The sequence below is a fragment of the Photobacterium aphoticum genome (assembly GCF_001029435.1).
Lineage (GTDB): Bacteria > Pseudomonadota > Gammaproteobacteria > Enterobacterales > Vibrionaceae > Photobacterium > Photobacterium aphoticum.
Window position 1 is genome coordinate 80,643 of sequence record NZ_LDOV01000030.1, and the last position, 18,909, is coordinate 99,551.

The following is an 18,909-nucleotide window of genomic DNA, read 5'->3' on the forward strand; positions in this document are numbered from 1 at the left end:
TCAGCTTTTTTTATCTCTTTCATTTGTTATATCGATTTTGATTGACCTGTTTTATTACAGAGCTTTTCGCTCACCACTTTTATCGCACAACAAGGATGACTCATATGAAAAAAGCGTTTGGTATATCGGCACTAGTTATGGCGAGTGCTTTCTCCGCACACGTGGCTGCTGAATCGGTTTCGAATTATCAGGTGCAATTTACGTCGCAGGCTCCGGTGATTGATGGCACCGGCAATGATGCGGTATGGCAAAGCGCAAAAACACTGACACAGTTTTCGTTCCCGTGGCGTACTCAAATGGCCCCTGCGACAGAATTTAAAGCATTGTGGGATACTAACGCGATGTATTTCCGTTACCGTGTGGAAGATAAACAATTGGCGGTGGGAACCGATCCTGAGCGGGCTATTCTAGACTCTGACAGGGTGGAAATCTTTCTTGCCAAAGATGTAGGCCTTTCACAGTATTACACCATGGAAATCGATGCTAAATCGCGCGTATTCAGCGGTAAAGCGGCTTACGATACAGCGATGAAAAAACGCACCGCATTAGACAGTACCTGGCAATGGCCGGGGCTGGTGGCAAAAGCCAGTTTGACCGAGACCGGTTATGTGGTGGAAGGATCGTTACCGCTGAAAACCCTCGATGCGTTGGGTTTATGGCAAGACAGTGCAAAAACCACCTTGTTGTGTGCACTTATGCGTGCGGAGTTTACACCGCAGCCGAACGGGAAAATCGACATGGGCTGGATGACATGGGTTGATCCAAATACACCAAAGCCTAATTTCCATAACCCTGGCACCTTTGGGACGTGTACGTTCACGCAATAAGGGCGGCGAAACCTTTACTTTAGCCTGCGGTGACTTCTTACGGCATAAGAAGTCACCGCAGGCTTTTTTATGTCTGGTGTTTTTTAGTTTTGTCGATTCATTTGCTATTAGAGAGGATAGCACACGCTATTTTCAGGTGCTAATGAGCTAATCGAAAGAGCTGATGTGCTTAAATCGTAAATCAGCCCAATGTTAAGAAGAAATTTCGTTTCATTGCTTTTGATATTCTTCGTATGATTACGATGTTGTGATGATTATCGCTTTAATGTTTCGTTTGTTTTCGTATTATGCGGATTCGCAAATTACAAAAACAAAGGAAAGTCCATGGTGCAGGCAAATCCCCTGAAAGCGCGTTTTCATATGATGGCGAAACCGACGAGTTATCGTTGTAACCTGAAATGTGAATATTGTTTCTATTTAGAAAAAGAAGCATTGCTTGATGGAAAGACGTCGTCACCGTGTGGACAATCCCAGCCGACAACGGTGAAGCCCCAACAAGATGTGATGTCAGATAGCGTATTGAAGCGCTATGTTCGAGACTACATTGCCTCTCAACCATCAGACAGTATCGATTTCTCTTGGCAGGGCGGTGAACCAACGTTAGCGGGGCTCGATTTTTATCGCCGTGTTGTGAAGTATCAGCGCCAGTACGCCGCAGGGAAAGCCATCACAAACAGCTTCCAGACCAATGCGGTAGCCATTAATCGACAGTGGGCACAGTTCTTTGCTGAACACCAATTTCTGATTGGCGTTTCAGTGGATGGTACTCCAGAGGTGCATGATAAATACCGTATCTCTGTGAATGGCAAACCGACGTTTGAGCGTGTAAAACGTACGATCGATCTGCTGTTAGAATTCCAAGTGGAATTTAATGTGCTGACGGTGATTAACGATCAAAACTGGAACAAGGGAAAAGAAACCTATCAGTTTTTGAAATCGTTAGGTGCAAAACACATGCAGTTTATTCCCATTGTGGAGGTACAAGGTTCGGCGCAGCAATCGACGGATCATTATGCGCCAAATAGGGAAGCGGTATTGACGCACTTCTCTGTGCCTGCCCATGGTTACGGTGAGTTCATGACGCAGGTATTTGAAGAATGGCTGAAAGAAGATGTGGGTCATGTGTATGTCCGCATGTTTGACAGCGTTCTAGCAACCTGGTTGGGCTATCCTGCCTCTGTCTGCGTGCAGTCCAAAAACTGTGGGCAAGCCATGGTGATTGAAGCCAATGGTGATGTCTATTCTTGTGACCATTATGTGTACCCGGCTAACCGGTTAGGCAATATTGCTCAAACAACACTTAGCAAACTGGCAACCAGTAAGCAGCAACAACGTTTTGGGCAAGCAAAATCATTGAGGTTGACCGATCAGTGTCAATCTTGCGAAGTCCATGGTTTGTGTTACGGCGGCTGCCCTAAACACCGCATTGTGACGCAGGCCGGTCAAAAACATAAGCACAATTATTTGTGTGAATCGTATCAACGTATTTTTCGCCACACTGCACCGGCAATGCATGTCATGGCGCAAACCATCAGCCAAGGGGGAACCGCCGCTGATGCCCTACCGTTATTGAAAAAAATGCGTCATCAACATGTTTTTGCCTAATGCAAATCGTATGGATTTGCCATTTTTTACATAACAACGGAAGTAAGGAGTGAATAATGAACCTGTCATTAGCGAATAAGACAGTGGTTGCCAGTCTCGTTGCTGCAGCGTGTGTTGCGGCACCATTGAGTGCCTATGCCGCCAAGCCAGTTGAACAACCCAACGTTTTGTTAGTGATCATGGATGACCTGGGTACAGGGCAGCTGGATTTTGCATTGGACAGCTTAGATAAAGATGAGCTGGCGAAGCGCCCTGTGCCAGTACGTTATCAGGGTGATCTGGATAAAATGATTGATGCCGCGCAGCGCGCCATGCCCAATGTGGCAGAACTGGCTGACAACGGCGTGAAAATGACCAATGCGTTTGTTGCACACCCTGTATGTGGGCCGTCGCGTGCAGGTATTTTTACCGGTCGCTATCCAACCAGTTTTGGTACGTACAGTAATGATGATGCCCTAAAAGGGATCCCTCTGGATGTGAAATTGCTGCCAGCATTGTTCCAGGAAAATGGCTACCGTACCGCGAACATTGGTAAATGGCACAATGCACAGATCGTCAGTAAGAATCGTGTCGCGGAAGATGCGCGTACTCGCGATTATCACGATATTCAGATCCCTGTTGTGGGCAAAGGGTTTGGTCCGGAAGAACGTGGCTTTGATTACTCATACAGTTTTTATGCCTCCGGTGCCGCACTTTGGAACTCCCCTGCGATTTATGAAAATGGTAAAAATATTCCCGCACCAGGTTATTTGACCCATAATCTGACGAATAAAACGTTGGAATTTATTAAAGAGAGTGGCGACAAGCCGTTCTTTATCAACTTGGCTTACAGCGTACCGCATATTCCATTGGAAGACGCATCACCGGCGAAATACATGGATCGCTTTAACACCGGCAACGTGGAAGCCGATAAGTACTTCGCTGCCATTAACGCGGCTGACGAAGGTCTTGGTCAGATCATGGATCTATTGAAAGAGAAAGGTGAGTTAGATAACACCATGATCTTCTTCCTGTCAGACAATGGTGCGGTGCATGAATCCCCAATGCCGATGAACGGTATGGATCGCGGCTATAAAGGTCAGATGTATAACGGCGGTGTACGTGTTCCATTTGTAGTGTCTTGGCCAGATCAGATCCCAGCCGGTAAGAACAACCATACATTGATTTCAGCTTTGGACATTCTACCGACTGCATTGAAAGCGGCGGGCATTGAGATCCCGGCTGACATGAAAGTGGATGGACAGGATATTCTGCCGGTAATGGCAGGTGAAGAGAAACAGTCCCCGCATGACTACATTTACTGGGCGGGTCCTGGTGCTAAACACTACAGTGAAGAGAACGACCCGTTCTGGTACGGCTACTGGAAGTGGATCACGTATGAAAGTGATGAGATTCCACAAAACCCGAACCTAGAGAAGCTATCAAAAGGTTCTTGGGCGATCCGTGATCAAGATTGGGCATTGTATTTCTATGATGATGGCTCGAACAAGGTCAAATTGTTCAATGACAAACTGGATCCATCTGAGTCTCAAGACTTAGCTGAAAAACATCCTGAAAAAGTCGCTGAAATGAAAAATGCGTTCTACAACTGGATTAAAGATAAGCCAAAACCCGTTGCGTGGGGCCAAGACCGTTACCATGTATTGACTGAATCAGCGAAAAGTTCACCTAATTTAGTGAAGAACTAATTTAGTATCACTATATCTTGTAAATAAATCCAACTATCTATCATAAAAAGCCAAAAGCATCTGCTTTTGGCTTTTTTATTATTAGGTTTTCTATTTACATTTATTTGATATTCATCGTGCATTCAATGCATGTTGATTTCTATAGTGGCTTTAGATTGACTTTCTTTTTATTAGATATAATTGCATGGTACAACGTCATTGGCTGTTCTGCTGTTTATGTACACGTATCTATTTATGTGTTTTTCATTTTGCATGCGAGCTGTCTCGTGGATAATAAAGTGGTAAACAAAGATGTGGAAAAATAATTTATTGCAGGAGCGAAGAGATGAGAGGTGATAAGGATGAACAGGTTTATATTACGAGTTTGATAACGTCATCATAGTGATAAGTACGCAGCTAAATATCATGATCATAACGTTATTGTTATAGATACAGTGACGGTGAGCGACGGAGGTATATTATAAGAGGGATGATAATGACAGTTCGAACGTTCTATCACATCGTTACAAATAAGAAAGGCGGTTCCAAGAGGCTGGTTCATTGGGCATCTATTATTTATATCTAGATAAGATGACATAAAAAAGCCTTTGCAATGCAAAGGCTTCGTTAAGTGTCTAGCCAACAATGTTATTTTTAGGTTTGAGGCTTACCAGGTGTACTTGATACCCATACGGTAGCGAGTTTGACGGTCGTCGGTGATATTGCTTTGGCTAATATTACCCACTTCCACAAATGGACGCCAGATGGTGCCTTCTGCCGTTTTGTAGGTGTACATTAAACGGAAGTTGTGTAAGTAGTTCATGTCATCATTATCAAATAATGGCTTGCCGTTACTTTCCATTTCTTTCCAAATGTTGAATTCATACTGGAAATCCCAGTTTTGAATGTTGTAGCCAAGCCAAGTATCAAATTGTTGAATTTTAGAGTGGTAGCTTGAACCATCTTGGCCTGTCATACCGTAATCCCATAGCTTCCATTTGTATCGTGCTTGAACACGGATATTATTATCAAATTTGTAGTTCAAACGTGCGTAAGGTACATAAATAAGTCCCGGTTCTGAAAAGTCAAGAGACATACCTACAAGGCCAACTGTATTTGGATTGAGCTTGGTATAATAGAAAGCAGAAAATTCAGAACCGTTCATGTTCATTGAATCAAACATGTTATCTTTTTGGTCGTTGTTATAACGTGCGTCCAATTCAAAACCCAGACCTTTACCTGTATCTAAAAAGGCTTTAATACGGTCACTGTGTTTATTTCCACCATCGACATATTGGTGGCGGTATTCAATGGTTGTTTTATAGTCATTAGCTAGCGCATGAGTTCCGACAGACAAAAGCGAAGTGGCAATAACCACTTTGGTTAATGTGTTCATTATTATATTCCCTAATATGTGTAGTGTTTTAAATAAAGTAAATGATATTTATGTGAAATCCGTTTTATGTATAAGCTTTAGCGCTGTTTGCCGGTACTTCCGTTGGACGCCAAGGATCACCGGTATGCTCTAACCACGGTATTAATTCTTCATGCACAAGTTGGTCAATTAATGCTTTATTGTTGTGGGCAATGTTGACCATTTGGTAAGGATCTTTTTGGTTGTCATGTAACGTGAACGTCAATGGTTTACCTATCTTACGATCAATCACGAGTGTGTAGCGATTGGTGCGTACGCCACGGCGACCATAAGATTGCCCACCATAAGGCATGAAGGTATAGAATTGAGACGTCGGTTGTTTATCCCCAGACTGGCCTTGCAAGGTACGCGCAAAGTTTGTGCCTTCCACGGTGTCTGGAATAAGATCTTGCATCCCCATTAAGCCAAACAAGGTTGGATAAATATCGGGGGCAGAGAACAGCAAATCATTTTGCTGTGGTGCCAATTTTCCCGGCCATCGGAAGATCATAGGAATACGCATTGATTCTTCATAATGTACGTTCTTAGTCGGCTGACCATTTGAGCCCATGCAACAGCCGTGGTCGGAGAAGAACACCACAAGCGTATCGTTGGCGAGATTAAGTCGGTCTAACTCATCAATAATGCGACCGAATTGCTCATCTACGCCATTGACCATCGCCATATATTCTTTGAAATAGTCTGGCCCGTACCCTTCAAGATATTGTTTGTCCCACTGTACGTTCGGACGGTCATTCAGCTCTTTGGAGGATTTCCCTGCAAAACGATCCAAATATTTTTCGGGTACTTGGTCATACGGTGAATGCGGTGGGTTCATCGAAATCACCAGCGTGAACGGTTTGCTCTCATCACGGTACTGCCCATTGGTGTTGCGTAAGTAATTAATCGCAACATCCGCTTCGTGCTCAGGACTCCATTGATCAACATGAAGTGGCTGATCGCGCGGCGTATCATTGGTCCAATAGATTGGCTTCAAGTGTAGATCGTAAGTGCCGTAGGCGTGCCAGAAGTCAAAACCATGGCGACGATCCGGTGCCGTCCAATCATTCCAGTAACGGCCTTCCATCGGGTTGTTATAGCTAGGCACAAAAGGTGGTTCAGGCGCATCAAGGTGCCATTTACCGATATACCCCATGCTATATCCCTGTTCTTTCAGGATATCGGACCAAGTCACGGTATTTTTCTTCAGTTCAATACCAAAGTCTTTACCGCCAAAAGTTCCTGGCACACCGGTATGGCTATTACCTTGAATACCATTACGGTAAGGATATTGCCCAGTCATTAACATGCCACGAAATGGGGTACAAAGCGGAAAGTTAGAAACCGCTTGTTTGAGCACCACACTTTGCTTAGCAAAGCGATCCAAATGTGGGGTAAGGCTGTTGTCTTGCTTCATGAATCCCAATGCTTGCGCACGAAACTCATCCGGGAAAACGATCAGTAAGTTCGGTTTCTTCTGTTTGCTTGTATGTGTTGAATCTTCTTTTGTTGTGATAGCAGCATTAACAGTAAAGCTGGCGCCTGCAAGCGCACTGGAGGCGGCTATTCCTTTTAGCAATCCACGACGAGTAATAGACATACTCTTAATTCCTACAGTAAGTGAAAACACAGCATGTAAAAGTAAACAAAAACAAATATACTTGCGTATACCTTCGAAGCGTAAGCTATCGAAGGGGTGCTAGCCGTGTTTCGGATCACAAAATAAACAATGTGAAATTTTTGGCATGTGAATTTGTTGATCTGTCCAGCATTTTTTGTCTGATAACAATGGCGATGAACAAAGAATATGCGAAATTCTAGTTCACTATCTTTCAAATCAAAGATTGTTGTTTTCACTTACCATCATCATATGCTTGTAAGACACAGTTATCTTTTGATTGTTTTCATTTGTAATGCGCGTAATAGGGGGTAATTACCTGTTATGGCGTTTGAATCACCGGTTTTGCAGGTGCCATATCGTACCTGCTGCAAATTTTATGGATAAAATGACATGCAAAAAGACATTACCGCGACAGCTCGCCCGATCATTCCCTATGAACATCCTGACTTGTCGATGTATCTAAAGTTGATGAAGGAAAATGCCATTCGGTTGCGCTATCGAAAAAAAGCATACACGCAGCACGATGCCTATATTCAGCAGCTGTTTTCATCAGAGAATCCATTAAAACAGCAATGTGATGATCTGGTGCGTTATGTCGCTGAAGCGTTTGAGCATTATGCAATGTGGGACTATACCCATGCCTATTACCCGGGGCGTCCGAGTCAGCAAACGGCACGCACAGATGCCATGGAAGGATGCAGTCGAGTTCTACCCACATTGGCAGCCTGGCTCTCGCAACAGCAGGAAGATAGCCCGATGCTACAGGGCATTACAGGAAAGCCATTAGATGTGACCTCTTGGATACATAAAGCCTTTCTTGCTGGCACGGATCCACAGCATCCTGGCTATTGGGGCACGCTGCATGACTATGACCAACGCACATGCGAAAGCGCGGATTTAGCGCTGGCATTATGGTTAAGTCGCAAGCAGGTATGGGATACCTACAATACAACACAGCAGCGACAGATCATCGATTGGTTTAAGCAAGTGAATCATTGCCAAACGGTTGATAATAATTGGCATTTGTTCCCACTCACGGTACAGCTGGTGGTGAAGGCACTGACTGGTGAAGACCATGTTGAACATGTGCGCTACGAAAGAACAAAAGCGTTTTATGTTGGGGATGGGTGGTTCCGTGATGGCGCAAAAGGGAATTACGATTACTACAATGCCTGGGGATTTTTCTACTCACTGTATTGGTTGGACTGTATTGATCCAGCGTTTGACCCAGAATTTATCCGTACCAGCTTGAATGCTTTTTCTGAGCGTTTCCGGTACTTCTTTACACCGCAAGGGCTTCCGTTGTTTGGCCGCAGTGCCTGTTATCGTCTGGCGGCCGCTTCACCTTTGCTCGCGACATTGGCGGTGAATCATAATGCTCCCAGATGCGATGATGCGGCAACGAGCCGTTTATCTATTGGTGAAACCAAAAGGGCATTTCGTGTCAGCTTAGATTATTTCATTGCCAATGGGGCGTTGAAAAACGGTGCGCCGACACAAGGGGTGTTTAGTGATGATCCGCGTTTAGTGGATAACTACAGTGGCCCCGCCAGTAGCTTTTGGTCATTACGGGCACTGAATATTGCCTTGTTCTGTGGTGATAAAATTGGGTTATGGCAGGCAGAAGAAAGCCCTTTGGCGATAGAACAGCAGGACTTCATGTTTGATATTCCAGCCATTGAAGCAACGGTTATAGGGACTTTCAAAACGAAAGAGGTCGTTGTGATATTTCGATCGGATTATACACAAGAGCAATCGCCGCCTTCTCGCCGTCTTGAAACGCAAACCTATTGGAAAAAAATGCAAGAAATCCTGACAGGACGGGCAGAAAGACCGAAAAACAACCTGTTGAGAAAAGGTATTACGTGCTATAGCTCGAAAATGTCACATTTCTTTTAGTTTTAAATGCTTTCGATTTGAAAGTAAATGTGTGATCTAGGTCTTTTCTTTTTCTTTTTGTTTCGAATATCATCTGGCGAAAGATAACGAAGAACTGGGGTTTTATATGTTTTTGGTTTCATCGCATGAAATGCTACTTAAGGCGCAAAAGGGTGGGTACGCCGTTCCCGCGTTTAACATTCACAACTTAGAAACAGTGCAAGTTATTGTTGAAACGGCAGCAGAGATGCAATCGCCAGTGATCCTTGCGGGGACGCCGGGGACTTATTCTTATGCGGGTACGGAGTACTTGGTTGGGATCTGTCAAGAAGCCGCTCGCCGTTACAAAATGCCGATTGCGCTTCACCTTGATCACCACGAGTCTTACAGTGATATTTGTCAGAAAGTGGAAGCAGGCATTAAGTCTGCGATGATTGATGGTTCACACCTGACATTTGAAAAAAATATTGAATTGGTTAAGCAAGTGGTGTCGTTCTGTCACCGCTGGGACTGTTCAGTAGAAGCCGAGTTAGGGCGCCTGGGTGGGCAAGAAGATGATCTGATCGTGGATGCAAAAGATGCTCTGTATACCGATCCAGATGCGGCATTCGAGTTCGTGACAAAAACGGGGATCGACTCGCTGGCTATCGCCATCGGTACTGCGCATGGTATGTACAAAGAAGAACCTCGCTTAGACTTTGATCGTCTGGGGATCATCCGTAGCAAAACAGATGTGCCACTTGTTCTTCATGGCGCTTCAGGTGTACCGGATGCTGATGTGCGTCGTTGTATTGAATTGGGTATCACCAAAGTGAATGTCGCAACAGAGTTGAAAATTGCTTTCTCTGATGCGGTGAAGCAGTACTTTGTTGAACATCCTAATGCGAATGATCCGCGTCACTACATTGTTCCGGGTAAGGAAGCGATGAAGAAAGTGGTGATGGATAAAATTACTGTGTGCGGTAGCGCCGGTAAACTGTAAACACGTTTGAAAGAATCAGCACGCAATCTTCTGTGCTTTGGCTACATCGCATGTTCCCCTTTATTAATGCGGTGTAGCCATTTTTCTTTCATTCTTCTCCAGACTTCAAATAATGGAACATATTGCGATGGATACGTCATCGGCATTTAAGCCAAAGAAAATCGCCGTGATCGGTGAGTGCATGATCGAATTAAGCGGTAAACCGTTTTCAGGCCAAGAGCAACGGTTTGGGGGAGATACGTTGAATACGGCGTTGTACCTTTCCCGTTTGGTGCCAGGACTTGCCCCGAGTTATGTTACTGCGCTAGGGGAAGATACTTACAGCCAGCACATGCTAAAAGCATGGCAGGATGAAGGCATTGATACGGCATTAACCGTACAAATCCCTGGTAAATTGCCGGGTATGTATGCCATCGAGTTGGACGAGCAAGGTGAGCGTACCTTCCATTATTGGCGCGGAGAGTCGGCAGCAAAAGCGCTTTGCCAGCAGGCTCAATTCTCGACGATCATGGCGACGTTACAGTCTTACGATCTGGTTTACTTAACCGGGATTTCATTGGCCATTTTTTCTGATGAAGATAAACACGCCTTCTTACTGGCCCTTGAATCACTTAAAGCGTCAGGGGTGAAAATTGCCGTCGACTCCAATTATCGTCCGCGTTTATGGCCAAATGCGGCAGATGCTTGTGAATGGTTAGGTAAGTTATACCAGCTTAGCGACATTGCGTTGGTCACCGCAGAAGACGAAGATGCCATGCTAGGTATGCAAGATTCTCCTGCCAGCATCATTGCCACACGTTTACATTCAATGGGAGTGAAACAAGTGGTGGTGAAACTGGGAAGCGAAGGCGCAATGTGGTCTGAGAAGGGGCAAAGTGGTCAGGCGCGAACCAATAAAGTCGATCATGTCGTGGATACCACCGCCGCTGGAGATTCATTTAATGCGGGGTATCTGGCTGCTTGGTCAATGGGAATGACGATGGCGGAATGTTGCCATTGGGGGAATAAATTAGCCTCTCGGGTTATTCAGCATCAAGGTGCGATCATTCCTCGGGATCAAACCCACTACATTACCGAATTAATGAGCATTTAATGTCAGTCGTTGACCGGCAGTATATCAATGAAATGGATAGTCATGCGTTGGAGGCAAAATGACGATGAAACATGTCGCAGTCTTGTTGGCTGATGGGTTTGAAGAAGGTGAAGCGGTTGTCTTTATCGATATTATGCGTCGTCTAGATATTAAAGTAGATGTGCTTTCTTGTATGGAAACCACCGCACTTAAGACCTACTTTGAAACCCGTATTACGGCAGATGATACCCTGAAACAGTGCTATGACCGTACGTACGATGCGGTGATGATGCCTGGTGGGCCGAAGGGCACGGACAATTTAACGGCTAACCCAATGGTGATTGACTTTATTAAACGTCACATTGCAGACAATAAATACATTTGTGCTTTATGTTCATCTGGCGCCAAAGTGTTAGCGGCACATGGCTTATTGGAAGGTCGTCAGTATACGACCGGTGATAAATTGGCAGACAAGTTTGAAGATGGTCAGTTTATTAATCAAAAAGTGGTGGTAACCGATAACTTTATTACGGGACGGGGGCTGGGTGTGAGTTTTGAATTTGCCTTTACCGTTGCCAAAATGTTGTTGACGGATAACCAAGAGAAAGTGGATTGGCAGGCGAATCACATTTATTTTGAGCATTGGCCGCTACGTTAATACTTATTCTATCATCAGGTCTTTTTTATCTGCTTCGTATTATAAACGTCGAGGGTGGTCTACTGCGTAACCCTTTTTGCCCTATCGCAACCTCAGCGATGGGGCTTTTTTTTCTGCCCATATGGCTGAAAGAGCAAAAAGTAGGATACGTCATGATAGATGACGGATAAGTAACGAGGAAGAGATTGGCGCTTTCCATCTATCGGTAAGGATAGAAATAAAGAAACTGAAGGGGAGAACGTGGAGATAGAAACTGAAGACAAAAAAGCAGCGACCGGATCGCTGCTTAGTGTTTTTCATGATCAACATGGAAAAATGATGTTATCAGCGCTGATTTTATTCGCCGACAATTGTCGCGACATTTTTCACTAATTCAGCCAGTTCATCCCAGCGCTCTTCATCAATCAGGTTGCCCGGTACCATCCATGTTCCGCCACAAGCAAATACAGCGTTCAAAGCAAGATATTGATTAACGTTAGCAGGGTTCACGCCGCCTGTTGGCATGAAAGAAACCGGATAGACAGCAGACAGGGCTTTCAACATTTCTACGCCGCCAGACGGCTCAGCAGGGAAGAATTTCAAGGTGTTAAGCCCCATCTCCATGGCTTGTTCAACCAAGCTTGGGTTATTCACGCCCGGGATGATAGGCATATTGCGCTGTTGGCAGTATTTCACCGTTGTTGGGTTAAAGCCCGGGCTGACAATAAAGTCGACACCTGCTTCGATAGCGGCATCAACTTGTTGGGTGGTTAAGACGGTGCCTGCACCAATGAGCATGTCAGGGTACGCTTCACGCATGTTACGAATGGCCTGGGCTGCCGCCTCTGTGCGGAAAGTAACTTCCGCGCAAGGTAAGCCATTTTCAGACAGTACTTGCGCTAGCTTCGCCGCTTTATGGGCGTCTTTAATCGCAATAACAGGGATAACTTTTAGCGCACGCATGCGTGATGTTAGATGACTCATTGTTTCACTCCTTGATAAAAATGCAGTAACGATTTAAGCATCGCAATCTGTATGGATGGCGATGTGGACGTATAACCGATATGTCGCAGAAGGTGTCGTTTGAATGGCATGTAAGTGCTGATCTGTGCCCTACATTTTCCAGCCATAAAAATACCCTCATGGAAATGCATGAGGGTATTGTCCAAAATGAAAGCAAATAAGTCAATAAATTTGAAACTGTGTTTCTATTTTATTGGGTAGTCATGAAACCCGAGTTGGTCAGAAACGGTTTTCCCTGCTGTGTGAAGCAGATTGATGTAGTAAGACTTACGTTTTTCATCAAATCGGATGGTGGGTAATGAGATGGATAATGCAGCGATGACATTGCCGAATCGGTCAAACACAGGCGCTGCGATACAACGCAAGCCAGGTTCTTGCTCTTCATTATCTTCGGCATACACGTTGGCTTTAACATCGTTCAGTTCATTCAGTAGCTGCTCGATGTTTTCCAGTGTTTTTTCTGTGTGTTTAATGAACTCGACATCTTTTAGCGTATCGCGGACAAAGGCTTCTGCCTGGTAAGCCAGTAGTACCTTGCCAATGGCAGTGCTGTATAGCGGGTTACGACGACCAATGCGCGATTGCATACTCAGGTTATAGCCTGAATCAATTTTGTGGATGTAAATGATGGCATTGTCATCCAGCGCCCCCAGATGCAGGGCCTCATTGGTCTGCTGAGAAATTTTTTGCATTTCTCGGTCGCAAAGCGCAATAAGATCAACGTTTTCCAGTGACTTTGCACCCAGCTCAAACAGTTTTAACGTGAGGGCATATTTATCAGCTTCTCCTTCCTGAGAGACATACCCCAACGTTTTCATCGTTTGAAGAAAACGGTACACCGTACTCTTGGACATCATTAATCGCTGAGAGAGATCGGTGATCCCTATTTCTTTTTGTTCACCCAGCGCTTGAAGGATGCCAAAGACCTTCATGACTGAAGAGACCGCTTCCGGTTGTTTGGAAGACTCCATCTAAATGTTCCTTACGTTATTAGTCTTAATGAACGAGATTATACGGTTTTCACTTTTCTGTGCCTATTTTTCTGAAAGGCTTTTTCAAAAATTGCAACACACCTGTCATTCATCGTGATCTTGTGATGAAAAGCAAAGCTGCAAATAAAAAATCAAAACGGTATTTCAAAAAACTTGATGTATCTTTTTGTAATGGTATAGTCAGCAGCATTGACGGGACACATATTAATCATTGGGTCTTATGCGGGAACGCCTAAACCTGACTGTGAGGGAAATAACATGATTCTTAATGCATTTAATCTTGAAGGCAAAGTGGCTATCGTAACGGGTTGCGATACAGGACTAGGTCAGGGCATGGCGTTGGGTTTGGCGCAAGCGGGTTGCGATATTGTGGGTGTGAATATTGTCGAGCCAACAGAAACGATTGAGAAAATGGCACAAACAGGCCGTCAGTTTCTCGATATTCGTGCTAACTTGATGAAAACTGATGATATCAACAGTATTGTTGATCAAGCGGTATCACACTTCGGTAAGATCGATATTCTGGTGAATAACGCCGGTATTATTCGTCGTAATGACGCGATCGATTTTTCTGAGCAAGATTGGGATGACGTAATGAACATTAACATCAAATCTGTATTCTTTATGTCGCAAGCCGTGGCGAAACAATTTATCTCACAAGGTCACGGCGGTAAGATCATTAATATTGCCTCAATGTTGTCTTACCAAGGTGGTATCCGTGTTCCGTCATATACTGCATCGAAAAGTGGTGTGATGGGTGTGACACGCCTGATGGCGAATGAATGGGCGAAGCACAATATCAATGTGAACGCGATTGCCCCAGGATATATGGCCACTAACAATACGGCGCAGTTACGTGCTGATGAACAGCGTAATGCAGCGATTCTTGAACGTATTCCAGCGGAGCGTTGGGGTAACCCAGAAGATCTTGCTGGCCCATGTGTGTTCCTTGCGTCTGATGCGGCAGCCTACATTAACGGGTACACCATCGCAGTCGATGGTGGTTGGCTAGCCCGATAAATCATAGGGCGTAAAGAACAAGCGGTGACACGTGATGTGTTACCGCTTTTTTTGTTATGTCGCGAGTTGGAGTGAGTTGATGGATGTTGTATGGATCGCGCAAGCCGTAGGCTTAGTGAGTTATGTGTTAGGCATTTCTACCTTTTATCAAAAGAACGATAAACGGTTAAAGATGATGATGGTGATCTTTAATCTCAATCACATGATGCATTATTTATTACTCGGTGCGATCACGTCTGCGGTGAGTTCAGCGTTGTCTGCGTGTCGTTCGACATTATCGGTGAAATTTTCTTCGCCAACATTGGCGTATGGGTTCATTGCCTGCAATGTGCTGATTGGACTTTATATTGTCGACAATCCGTTAGGCTGGTTACCGATTATTGGTACGTCGATTGGTACGTATGCCATGTTCTGTTTGCAAGGGATCAGAATGCGTATCGCCTTTATTGTCGGGGCGACTTTTTGGCTGTTGAATAATATTCTTGTGGGATCTTGGGGTGGAATGTTGCTTGAAAGTACCTTGTTGACGGTGAATATGTTGACGATTTATCGGTTGTACCGAACCCGTCCAATGGAAGAAATGACACGCTAAATAAAGAGAGGGTATATGTCGAGAGATGGTGTGTAGAAGGTAAAGCCCGCTAAGAAAAGCGATGCCACAACAAGCTGCCGAAGCAGCCTGTTGATTGATGTTATATTAAGCTTGGTCGATGATTTGCGAAACAAATGCGCGAATATCATCGTCCTGACAATGATCAAAGAAGCATTGTTGGAAACGCTCCCCACTGACAGCAGTCTTTACTAATTCAGGGTCGATAGCACGCAGTGTATCGAGATAATTGTCCTTCACGACAGCCGCTTTCACCGCATTCAGGATACCGGCGTTACGTTGTTGTGGTTCTGCGCGTTCTAGTGGATATCCCTGACCGCGCTCACCGGTTGTGAAAGCTTTTTCAAAGATATAGCGGACATTGAGTTCAGCGCCCCAGCCAAAGCCTTTCGCAAAAGCCAAAGATAGCGCGTTGCCGTTGTTAATTTGATTGAACAAGAAGGCATCTGACGGATCAAGACAGTAACCGCACACAACACCAGGGTGAATGTTCAGTGACATCATCGCACCTTGGCCAGTCCCGCAGCCCGTTACCACAAAATCAACCGCTTTAGCGTTAATGAGTAAGCTTGCCATGATGCCAAGGTGAATATAAGTGAGGTGATGATCATGTTCATCATTCATGCCGACGTTATACACGTCATACTGTAAATCGGAAACAACCGTATTGAGTTGCTCAAGCACCATAGCATTTTTGTTGGCTTGGCTGTTTTCCATCATGAGTGCGATTTTCATAGAAGACTCTCTTAGTAATGATGAAGGTAATTATAAAAATCAATTACAAAAATAAAACTGCTTTTCAAAAATAAAGAAATAAAGTTCACGTTTTTACTGTGTGAAGAATGACGATTTGTGATGGTTGTCATGTTGTATTACAGGCCAGATGGCAGGTGATTGTGGGAGAGATGCCGAAAGAGAACGGCATGACAGGAAAACGCTTTGTCTCCATTTGTCATCACCAACCCCATCATCCATACAATAGCGGACAAAAAAGCGTGTGCTTTTTACTTACACTTACAACAGTAAATCATTGATGACATCTAGGTGACGGGTATGCAACGACGACTGCGCAGTATGGGGTTCACCCTGCTGATCGCGCTGTACTTTACAGTGTTTCAGAACATGGCTTTATGGCATCACTTGTCGGTGTTGTATGCCGCGCAAAAAGTGCAGGGTTGGGGCTTTTTGTTGACCGTTCCCGTCTTTATTTTTGTGTTGATGAACGTCGTGTTTACCTTGTTGATCTGGCCGCGTGTGTACAAGGTGATTGTGCCGGTATTGATACTGGCCGCCACCGGGGTGACCTATGCCATGTATCAGTACGGAGTGGTGTTTGACCACGGCATGATGGTTAATGTGGTGGAAACCGATACCCATGAAGCCACCAGTTACCTGTCGCCGGCGTTGTTTGGCTGGTTTATTGGCTTGGCGGTGATCCCGTTGATTCTGCTCTGGCGTGTGAAAGTCGATTTTGGCGCGTCTACCCGTCAACTTATACTAAAGAAAGGCATGAGCATCTTGCTGTCTCTTGTGGTGGTCGGGGCGATTGCGGGCCTGTATTACAAAGACTATGCCTCTTTATTGCGTAACCACAGCGAAATTAAAGCCATGATCAACCCGACCAACTTCCTCAGTGCGGGTTATCGCGTGTTAAAAGAGCGCGTGTATGAAGCGCACTTACCGTTTGAGGTCATCGGTACTGATGCGGTGGATCGCAATGCGGCGCTTGCAGAAAAAGGCAAACCTAATGTATTAGTGCTGGTGGTAGGGGAAACGGCGCGCGCACAAGACTATGCACTGGATGGTTACGATCGCAATACCAATCCGTATTTATCGAAAGAGTCGATTTTGAGTTACCAGAACGTGTCGTCGTGCGGCACGGCCACCGCTGTGTCTGTGCCGTGTATGTTCTCGCGCATGACGCATGACAATTACGACGCGTTAACGGCGCGCCATCAAGAAGGCTTGTTGGATGTGCTTAAGCATGCGGGTGTGTCGGTCACATGGATCGATAATAACAGTGGCAGCAAAGGCGTAGCGAATCGCGTCAACGTGATCATCACGCAGGGCAGCAATGATCCTACTTTGTGTCCGGATGGCATGTGTTACGACGGCATCTTACTGAAGCCGCTGAAACAACAGCTGGCCCATATTGAAGGGGATACCGTGATTGTACTGCATCTGATGGGCAGTCACGGCCCGACGTACGCCAAGCGTTATCCAAAAGCCTTTGCGCGTTTTAAGCCAGTGTGTGAAACCAGCGATCTGCAGCAATGCTCACAGGAAGCCTTGATTAACACCTATGACAATTCACTGGTGTACACCGATTACATTTTGGATCAAATCATTGGCTTGTTAAAAGAAGAGAGCAGCAAGGTCAATGGGGCGATGCTGTATATGTCGGATCACGGCGAGTCGTTGGGCGAGCAGGGTATTTATCTGCACGGTATGCCATATTCCATCGCACCGAGTCAGCAAACCCACATTCCGATGATCACCTGGTTCTCGCCAACGTTTACCCAGCACCAGCGCTTGGATGGACAGTGTATGTCACAGGTCGCACAACATGATAAACTGTCGCACGATAATGTTTTTCATACGGTATTGGGCATGATGGATATCAGCACCAACACGTATGATCCTCATCTCGACATGTTGGCGGCTTGCCGACAGTGAGCGAAAGCGCCGCAAACGGTGCGATAAGCAATGCAGCAAGCGAAATAGATAAGTAATAAAAGAGAAGCAGATGAAACCGGGAGCAACAGGTATTACCCGCATCATGAATGCGACGGTGTATTCGATGCAAGGGCTGAAAGCCGCATGGCAAAATGAAGCGGCGTTTCGTCAGGAAAGCGTATTACTGTTGGTGGCCATTGCGATCACCAGCCTTTTGCCAGTGAGCCTGTATGAGCAGGTTGCGATGCTGGCCTGTATCGTGTTGGTGATGATCGTCGAGTTGATGAACTCCGCCATTGAAGCCGTGGTGGATCGTATAGGCCCTGAGCGTCATGAGCTGTCTGGCCGTGCGAAAGACATCGGCTCAGCGGCTGTCTTTGTGGCCATGGTGCTTACCGGTATGGTGTGGGCGGCAATTCTGTACACGACCTATTTGGCATAACGCAAGGCGTGATGCGAAAAATGAAAAAGCCACGACCGTTGTCGTGGCTTTTTGCTATGAATAACCGCGAGGGCGAAGTATTTAGCTGCGCGAAATAACCCATTCAGCATTGCAGTCTTTACACGTTAATTGTGCTTCACTGATACTCTTACCCACAATTTGTGTCTGGGTGGATTGGCATTCAGGGCACTGCGTCCGCGTCGGAGGGCAATTGATCTCAACGCAATGATTCTTATTGTCTTTGGCTTTGACCATTGGTTGTTTGCAATCTGGGCACAACATTATTAATACTCCTTATTAATGCACTGACATCATGTCAGCGATGCACACATTACTTGTCTACACTGGTACGAATATTGCGCAAATATTTCGACAGTGTCAGAAAAATAATCTCTGCTCTTGTAATAGCATTGTTGACAGACCGTGACTATCTCTGTGTGTAG

Annotated in this window: 16 protein-coding genes; 11 read left to right on the forward strand and 5 right to left on the reverse strand. The window is 45.3% G+C overall.

Features of this window, described 5'->3' with window-relative positions:
- Window positions 1–104 precede the first annotated feature (104 nt).
- The 3 genes from ABT58_RS16940 to ABT58_RS16950 all read left to right on the forward strand — a co-directional run bounded on the left by ABT58_RS16940 (window position 105) and on the right by ABT58_RS16950 (window position 4,120).
- Window positions 105–827, forward strand: coding sequence for a carbohydrate-binding family 9-like protein (locus ABT58_RS16940; RefSeq protein WP_047875617.1), 723 nt, complete (start codon window positions 105–107; stop codon window positions 825–827).
- 324 nt (window positions 828–1,151) lie between these two features.
- Window positions 1,152–2,432, forward strand: a complete 1,281-nt coding sequence (locus ABT58_RS16945; protein ID WP_158261731.1) for an anaerobic sulfatase maturase — start codon at window positions 1,152–1,154, stop codon at window positions 2,430–2,432.
- Between the two features lie 56 nt (window positions 2,433–2,488).
- Window positions 2,489–4,120 (forward strand): sulfatase family protein, encoded by a 1,632-nt coding sequence (locus ABT58_RS16950; protein WP_047875618.1) that lies wholly within the window; start codon window positions 2,489–2,491, stop codon window positions 4,118–4,120.
- 646 nt (window positions 4,121–4,766) lie between these two features.
- Here the strand turns inward: ABT58_RS16950 and ABT58_RS16955 are convergent.
- Entirely contained in the window at window positions 4,767–5,495 is a 729-nt protein-coding gene (locus tag ABT58_RS16955; RefSeq protein ID WP_047875619.1) for an oligogalacturonate-specific porin KdgM family protein, read from the reverse strand.
- Window positions 5,496–5,559: 64 nt separating this feature from the next.
- The gene (locus ABT58_RS16960; RefSeq protein ID WP_047875620.1) at window positions 5,560–7,113 is read right to left on the reverse strand and encodes a sulfatase family protein; all 1,554 of its coding nucleotides are present in this window, start codon (window positions 7,111–7,113) and stop codon (window positions 5,560–5,562) included.
- Window positions 7,114–7,524: 411 nt separating this feature from the next.
- Here ABT58_RS16960 and ABT58_RS16965 point away from each other — a divergent pair, with 411 nt between their 5' ends.
- The 4 genes from ABT58_RS16965 (at window position 7,525) to ABT58_RS16980 (ending at window position 11,724) form a co-directional block, all read left to right on the forward strand.
- A complete protein-coding gene (locus tag ABT58_RS16965) occupies window positions 7,525–9,033 on the forward strand; it encodes a DUF2264 domain-containing protein (protein ID WP_047875621.1) in 1,509 nt (502 codons plus the stop codon).
- A gap of 106 nt (window positions 9,034–9,139) precedes the next feature.
- Window positions 9,140–9,994, forward strand: coding sequence for a tagatose bisphosphate family class II aldolase (locus ABT58_RS16970; protein WP_047875622.1), 855 nt, complete (start codon window positions 9,140–9,142; stop codon window positions 9,992–9,994).
- 127 nt (window positions 9,995–10,121) lie between these two features.
- Complete coding sequence (locus ABT58_RS16975; protein ID WP_082211138.1) at window positions 10,122–11,087, forward strand: sugar kinase; 966 nt, start codon at window positions 10,122–10,124, stop codon at window positions 11,085–11,087.
- Between the two features lie 58 nt (window positions 11,088–11,145).
- A complete protein-coding gene (locus ABT58_RS16980; RefSeq protein WP_205625331.1) occupies window positions 11,146–11,724 on the forward strand; it encodes a DJ-1/PfpI family protein in 579 nt (192 codons plus the stop codon).
- Window positions 11,725–12,060: 336 nt separating this feature from the next.
- Here the strand turns inward: ABT58_RS16980 and ABT58_RS16985 are convergent, their stop codons facing one another.
- Both ABT58_RS16985 and kdgR read right to left on the reverse strand, forming a co-directional pair.
- Complete coding sequence (locus tag ABT58_RS16985) at window positions 12,061–12,687, reverse strand: bifunctional 4-hydroxy-2-oxoglutarate aldolase/2-dehydro-3-deoxy-phosphogluconate aldolase (RefSeq protein WP_047875623.1); 627 nt, start codon at window positions 12,685–12,687, stop codon at window positions 12,061–12,063.
- A gap of 224 nt (window positions 12,688–12,911) precedes the next feature.
- Entirely contained in the window at window positions 12,912–13,697 is a 786-nt protein-coding gene (kdgR, locus tag ABT58_RS16990) for a DNA-binding transcriptional regulator KdgR (RefSeq protein ID WP_047875624.1), read from the reverse strand.
- A gap of 279 nt (window positions 13,698–13,976) precedes the next feature.
- Here kdgR and kduD point away from each other — a divergent pair, with 279 nt between their 5' ends.
- Complete coding sequence (gene kduD / locus ABT58_RS16995) at window positions 13,977–14,738, forward strand: 2-dehydro-3-deoxy-D-gluconate 5-dehydrogenase KduD (protein ID WP_047875625.1); 762 nt, start codon at window positions 13,977–13,979, stop codon at window positions 14,736–14,738.
- A gap of 79 nt (window positions 14,739–14,817) precedes the next feature.
- Complete coding sequence (locus ABT58_RS17000) at window positions 14,818–15,330, forward strand: YgjV family protein (protein ID WP_373300220.1); 513 nt, start codon at window positions 14,818–14,820, stop codon at window positions 15,328–15,330.
- 105 nt (window positions 15,331–15,435) lie between these two features.
- On the opposite strand, the gene ABT58_RS17005 is transcribed toward ABT58_RS17000, so the two are convergent.
- A complete protein-coding gene (locus ABT58_RS17005; RefSeq protein ID WP_047875626.1) occupies window positions 15,436–16,083 on the reverse strand; it encodes an RpiB/LacA/LacB family sugar-phosphate isomerase in 648 nt (215 codons plus the stop codon).
- A gap of 318 nt (window positions 16,084–16,401) precedes the next feature.
- Here ABT58_RS17005 and ABT58_RS17010 point away from each other — a divergent pair, with 318 nt between their 5' ends.
- On the forward strand, window positions 16,402–18,024 hold the full coding sequence (locus ABT58_RS17010) for a phosphoethanolamine transferase (RefSeq protein WP_047875627.1): 1,623 nt from the start codon (window positions 16,402–16,404) through the stop codon (window positions 18,022–18,024).
- Between the two features lie 70 nt (window positions 18,025–18,094).
- Complete coding sequence (locus ABT58_RS17015) at window positions 18,095–18,466, forward strand: diacylglycerol kinase (protein WP_047875628.1); 372 nt, start codon at window positions 18,095–18,097, stop codon at window positions 18,464–18,466.
- Window positions 18,467–18,909: the final 443 nt, after the last annotated feature.

What these genes read in the sequence shown, in the direction of transcription:
- ABT58_RS16940 (WP_047875617.1), top strand. Translation starts at nt 105, where the DNA reads ATGAAAAAAGCGTTTGGTATATCGGCACTAGTTATGGCGAGTGCTTTC.
- ABT58_RS16945 (WP_158261731.1), top strand. Translation starts at nt 1,152, where the DNA reads ATGGTGCAGGCAAATCCCCTGAAAGCGCGTTTTCATATGATGGCGAAA.
- ABT58_RS16950 (WP_047875618.1), top strand. Translation starts at nt 2,489, where the DNA reads ATGAACCTGTCATTAGCGAATAAGACAGTGGTTGCCAGTCTCGTTGCT.
- ABT58_RS16955 (WP_047875619.1), bottom strand. Translation starts at nt 5,495, where the DNA reads ATGAACACATTAACCAAAGTGGTTATTGCCACTTCGCTTTTGTCTGTC.
- ABT58_RS16960 (WP_047875620.1), bottom strand. Translation starts at nt 7,113, where the DNA reads ATGTCTATTACTCGTCGTGGATTGCTAAAAGGAATAGCCGCCTCCAGT.
- ABT58_RS16965 (WP_047875621.1), top strand. Translation starts at nt 7,525, where the DNA reads ATGCAAAAAGACATTACCGCGACAGCTCGCCCGATCATTCCCTATGAA.
- ABT58_RS16970 (WP_047875622.1), top strand. Translation starts at nt 9,140, where the DNA reads ATGTTTTTGGTTTCATCGCATGAAATGCTACTTAAGGCGCAAAAGGGT.
- ABT58_RS16975 (WP_082211138.1), top strand. Translation starts at nt 10,122, where the DNA reads ATGGATACGTCATCGGCATTTAAGCCAAAGAAAATCGCCGTGATCGGT.
- ABT58_RS16980 (WP_205625331.1), top strand. Translation starts at nt 11,146, where the DNA reads ATGACGATGAAACATGTCGCAGTCTTGTTGGCTGATGGGTTTGAAGAA.
- ABT58_RS16985 (WP_047875623.1), bottom strand. Translation starts at nt 12,687, where the DNA reads ATGAGTCATCTAACATCACGCATGCGTGCGCTAAAAGTTATCCCTGTT.
- kdgR (WP_047875624.1), bottom strand. Translation starts at nt 13,697, where the DNA reads ATGGAGTCTTCCAAACAACCGGAAGCGGTCTCTTCAGTCATGAAGGTC.
- kduD (WP_047875625.1), top strand. Translation starts at nt 13,977, where the DNA reads ATGATTCTTAATGCATTTAATCTTGAAGGCAAAGTGGCTATCGTAACG.
- ABT58_RS17000 (WP_373300220.1), top strand. Translation starts at nt 14,818, where the DNA reads ATGGATGTTGTATGGATCGCGCAAGCCGTAGGCTTAGTGAGTTATGTG.
- ABT58_RS17005 (WP_047875626.1), bottom strand. Translation starts at nt 16,083, where the DNA reads ATGAAAATCGCACTCATGATGGAAAACAGCCAAGCCAACAAAAATGCT.
- ABT58_RS17010 (WP_047875627.1), top strand. Translation starts at nt 16,402, where the DNA reads ATGCAACGACGACTGCGCAGTATGGGGTTCACCCTGCTGATCGCGCTG.
- ABT58_RS17015 (WP_047875628.1), top strand. Translation starts at nt 18,095, where the DNA reads ATGAAACCGGGAGCAACAGGTATTACCCGCATCATGAATGCGACGGTG.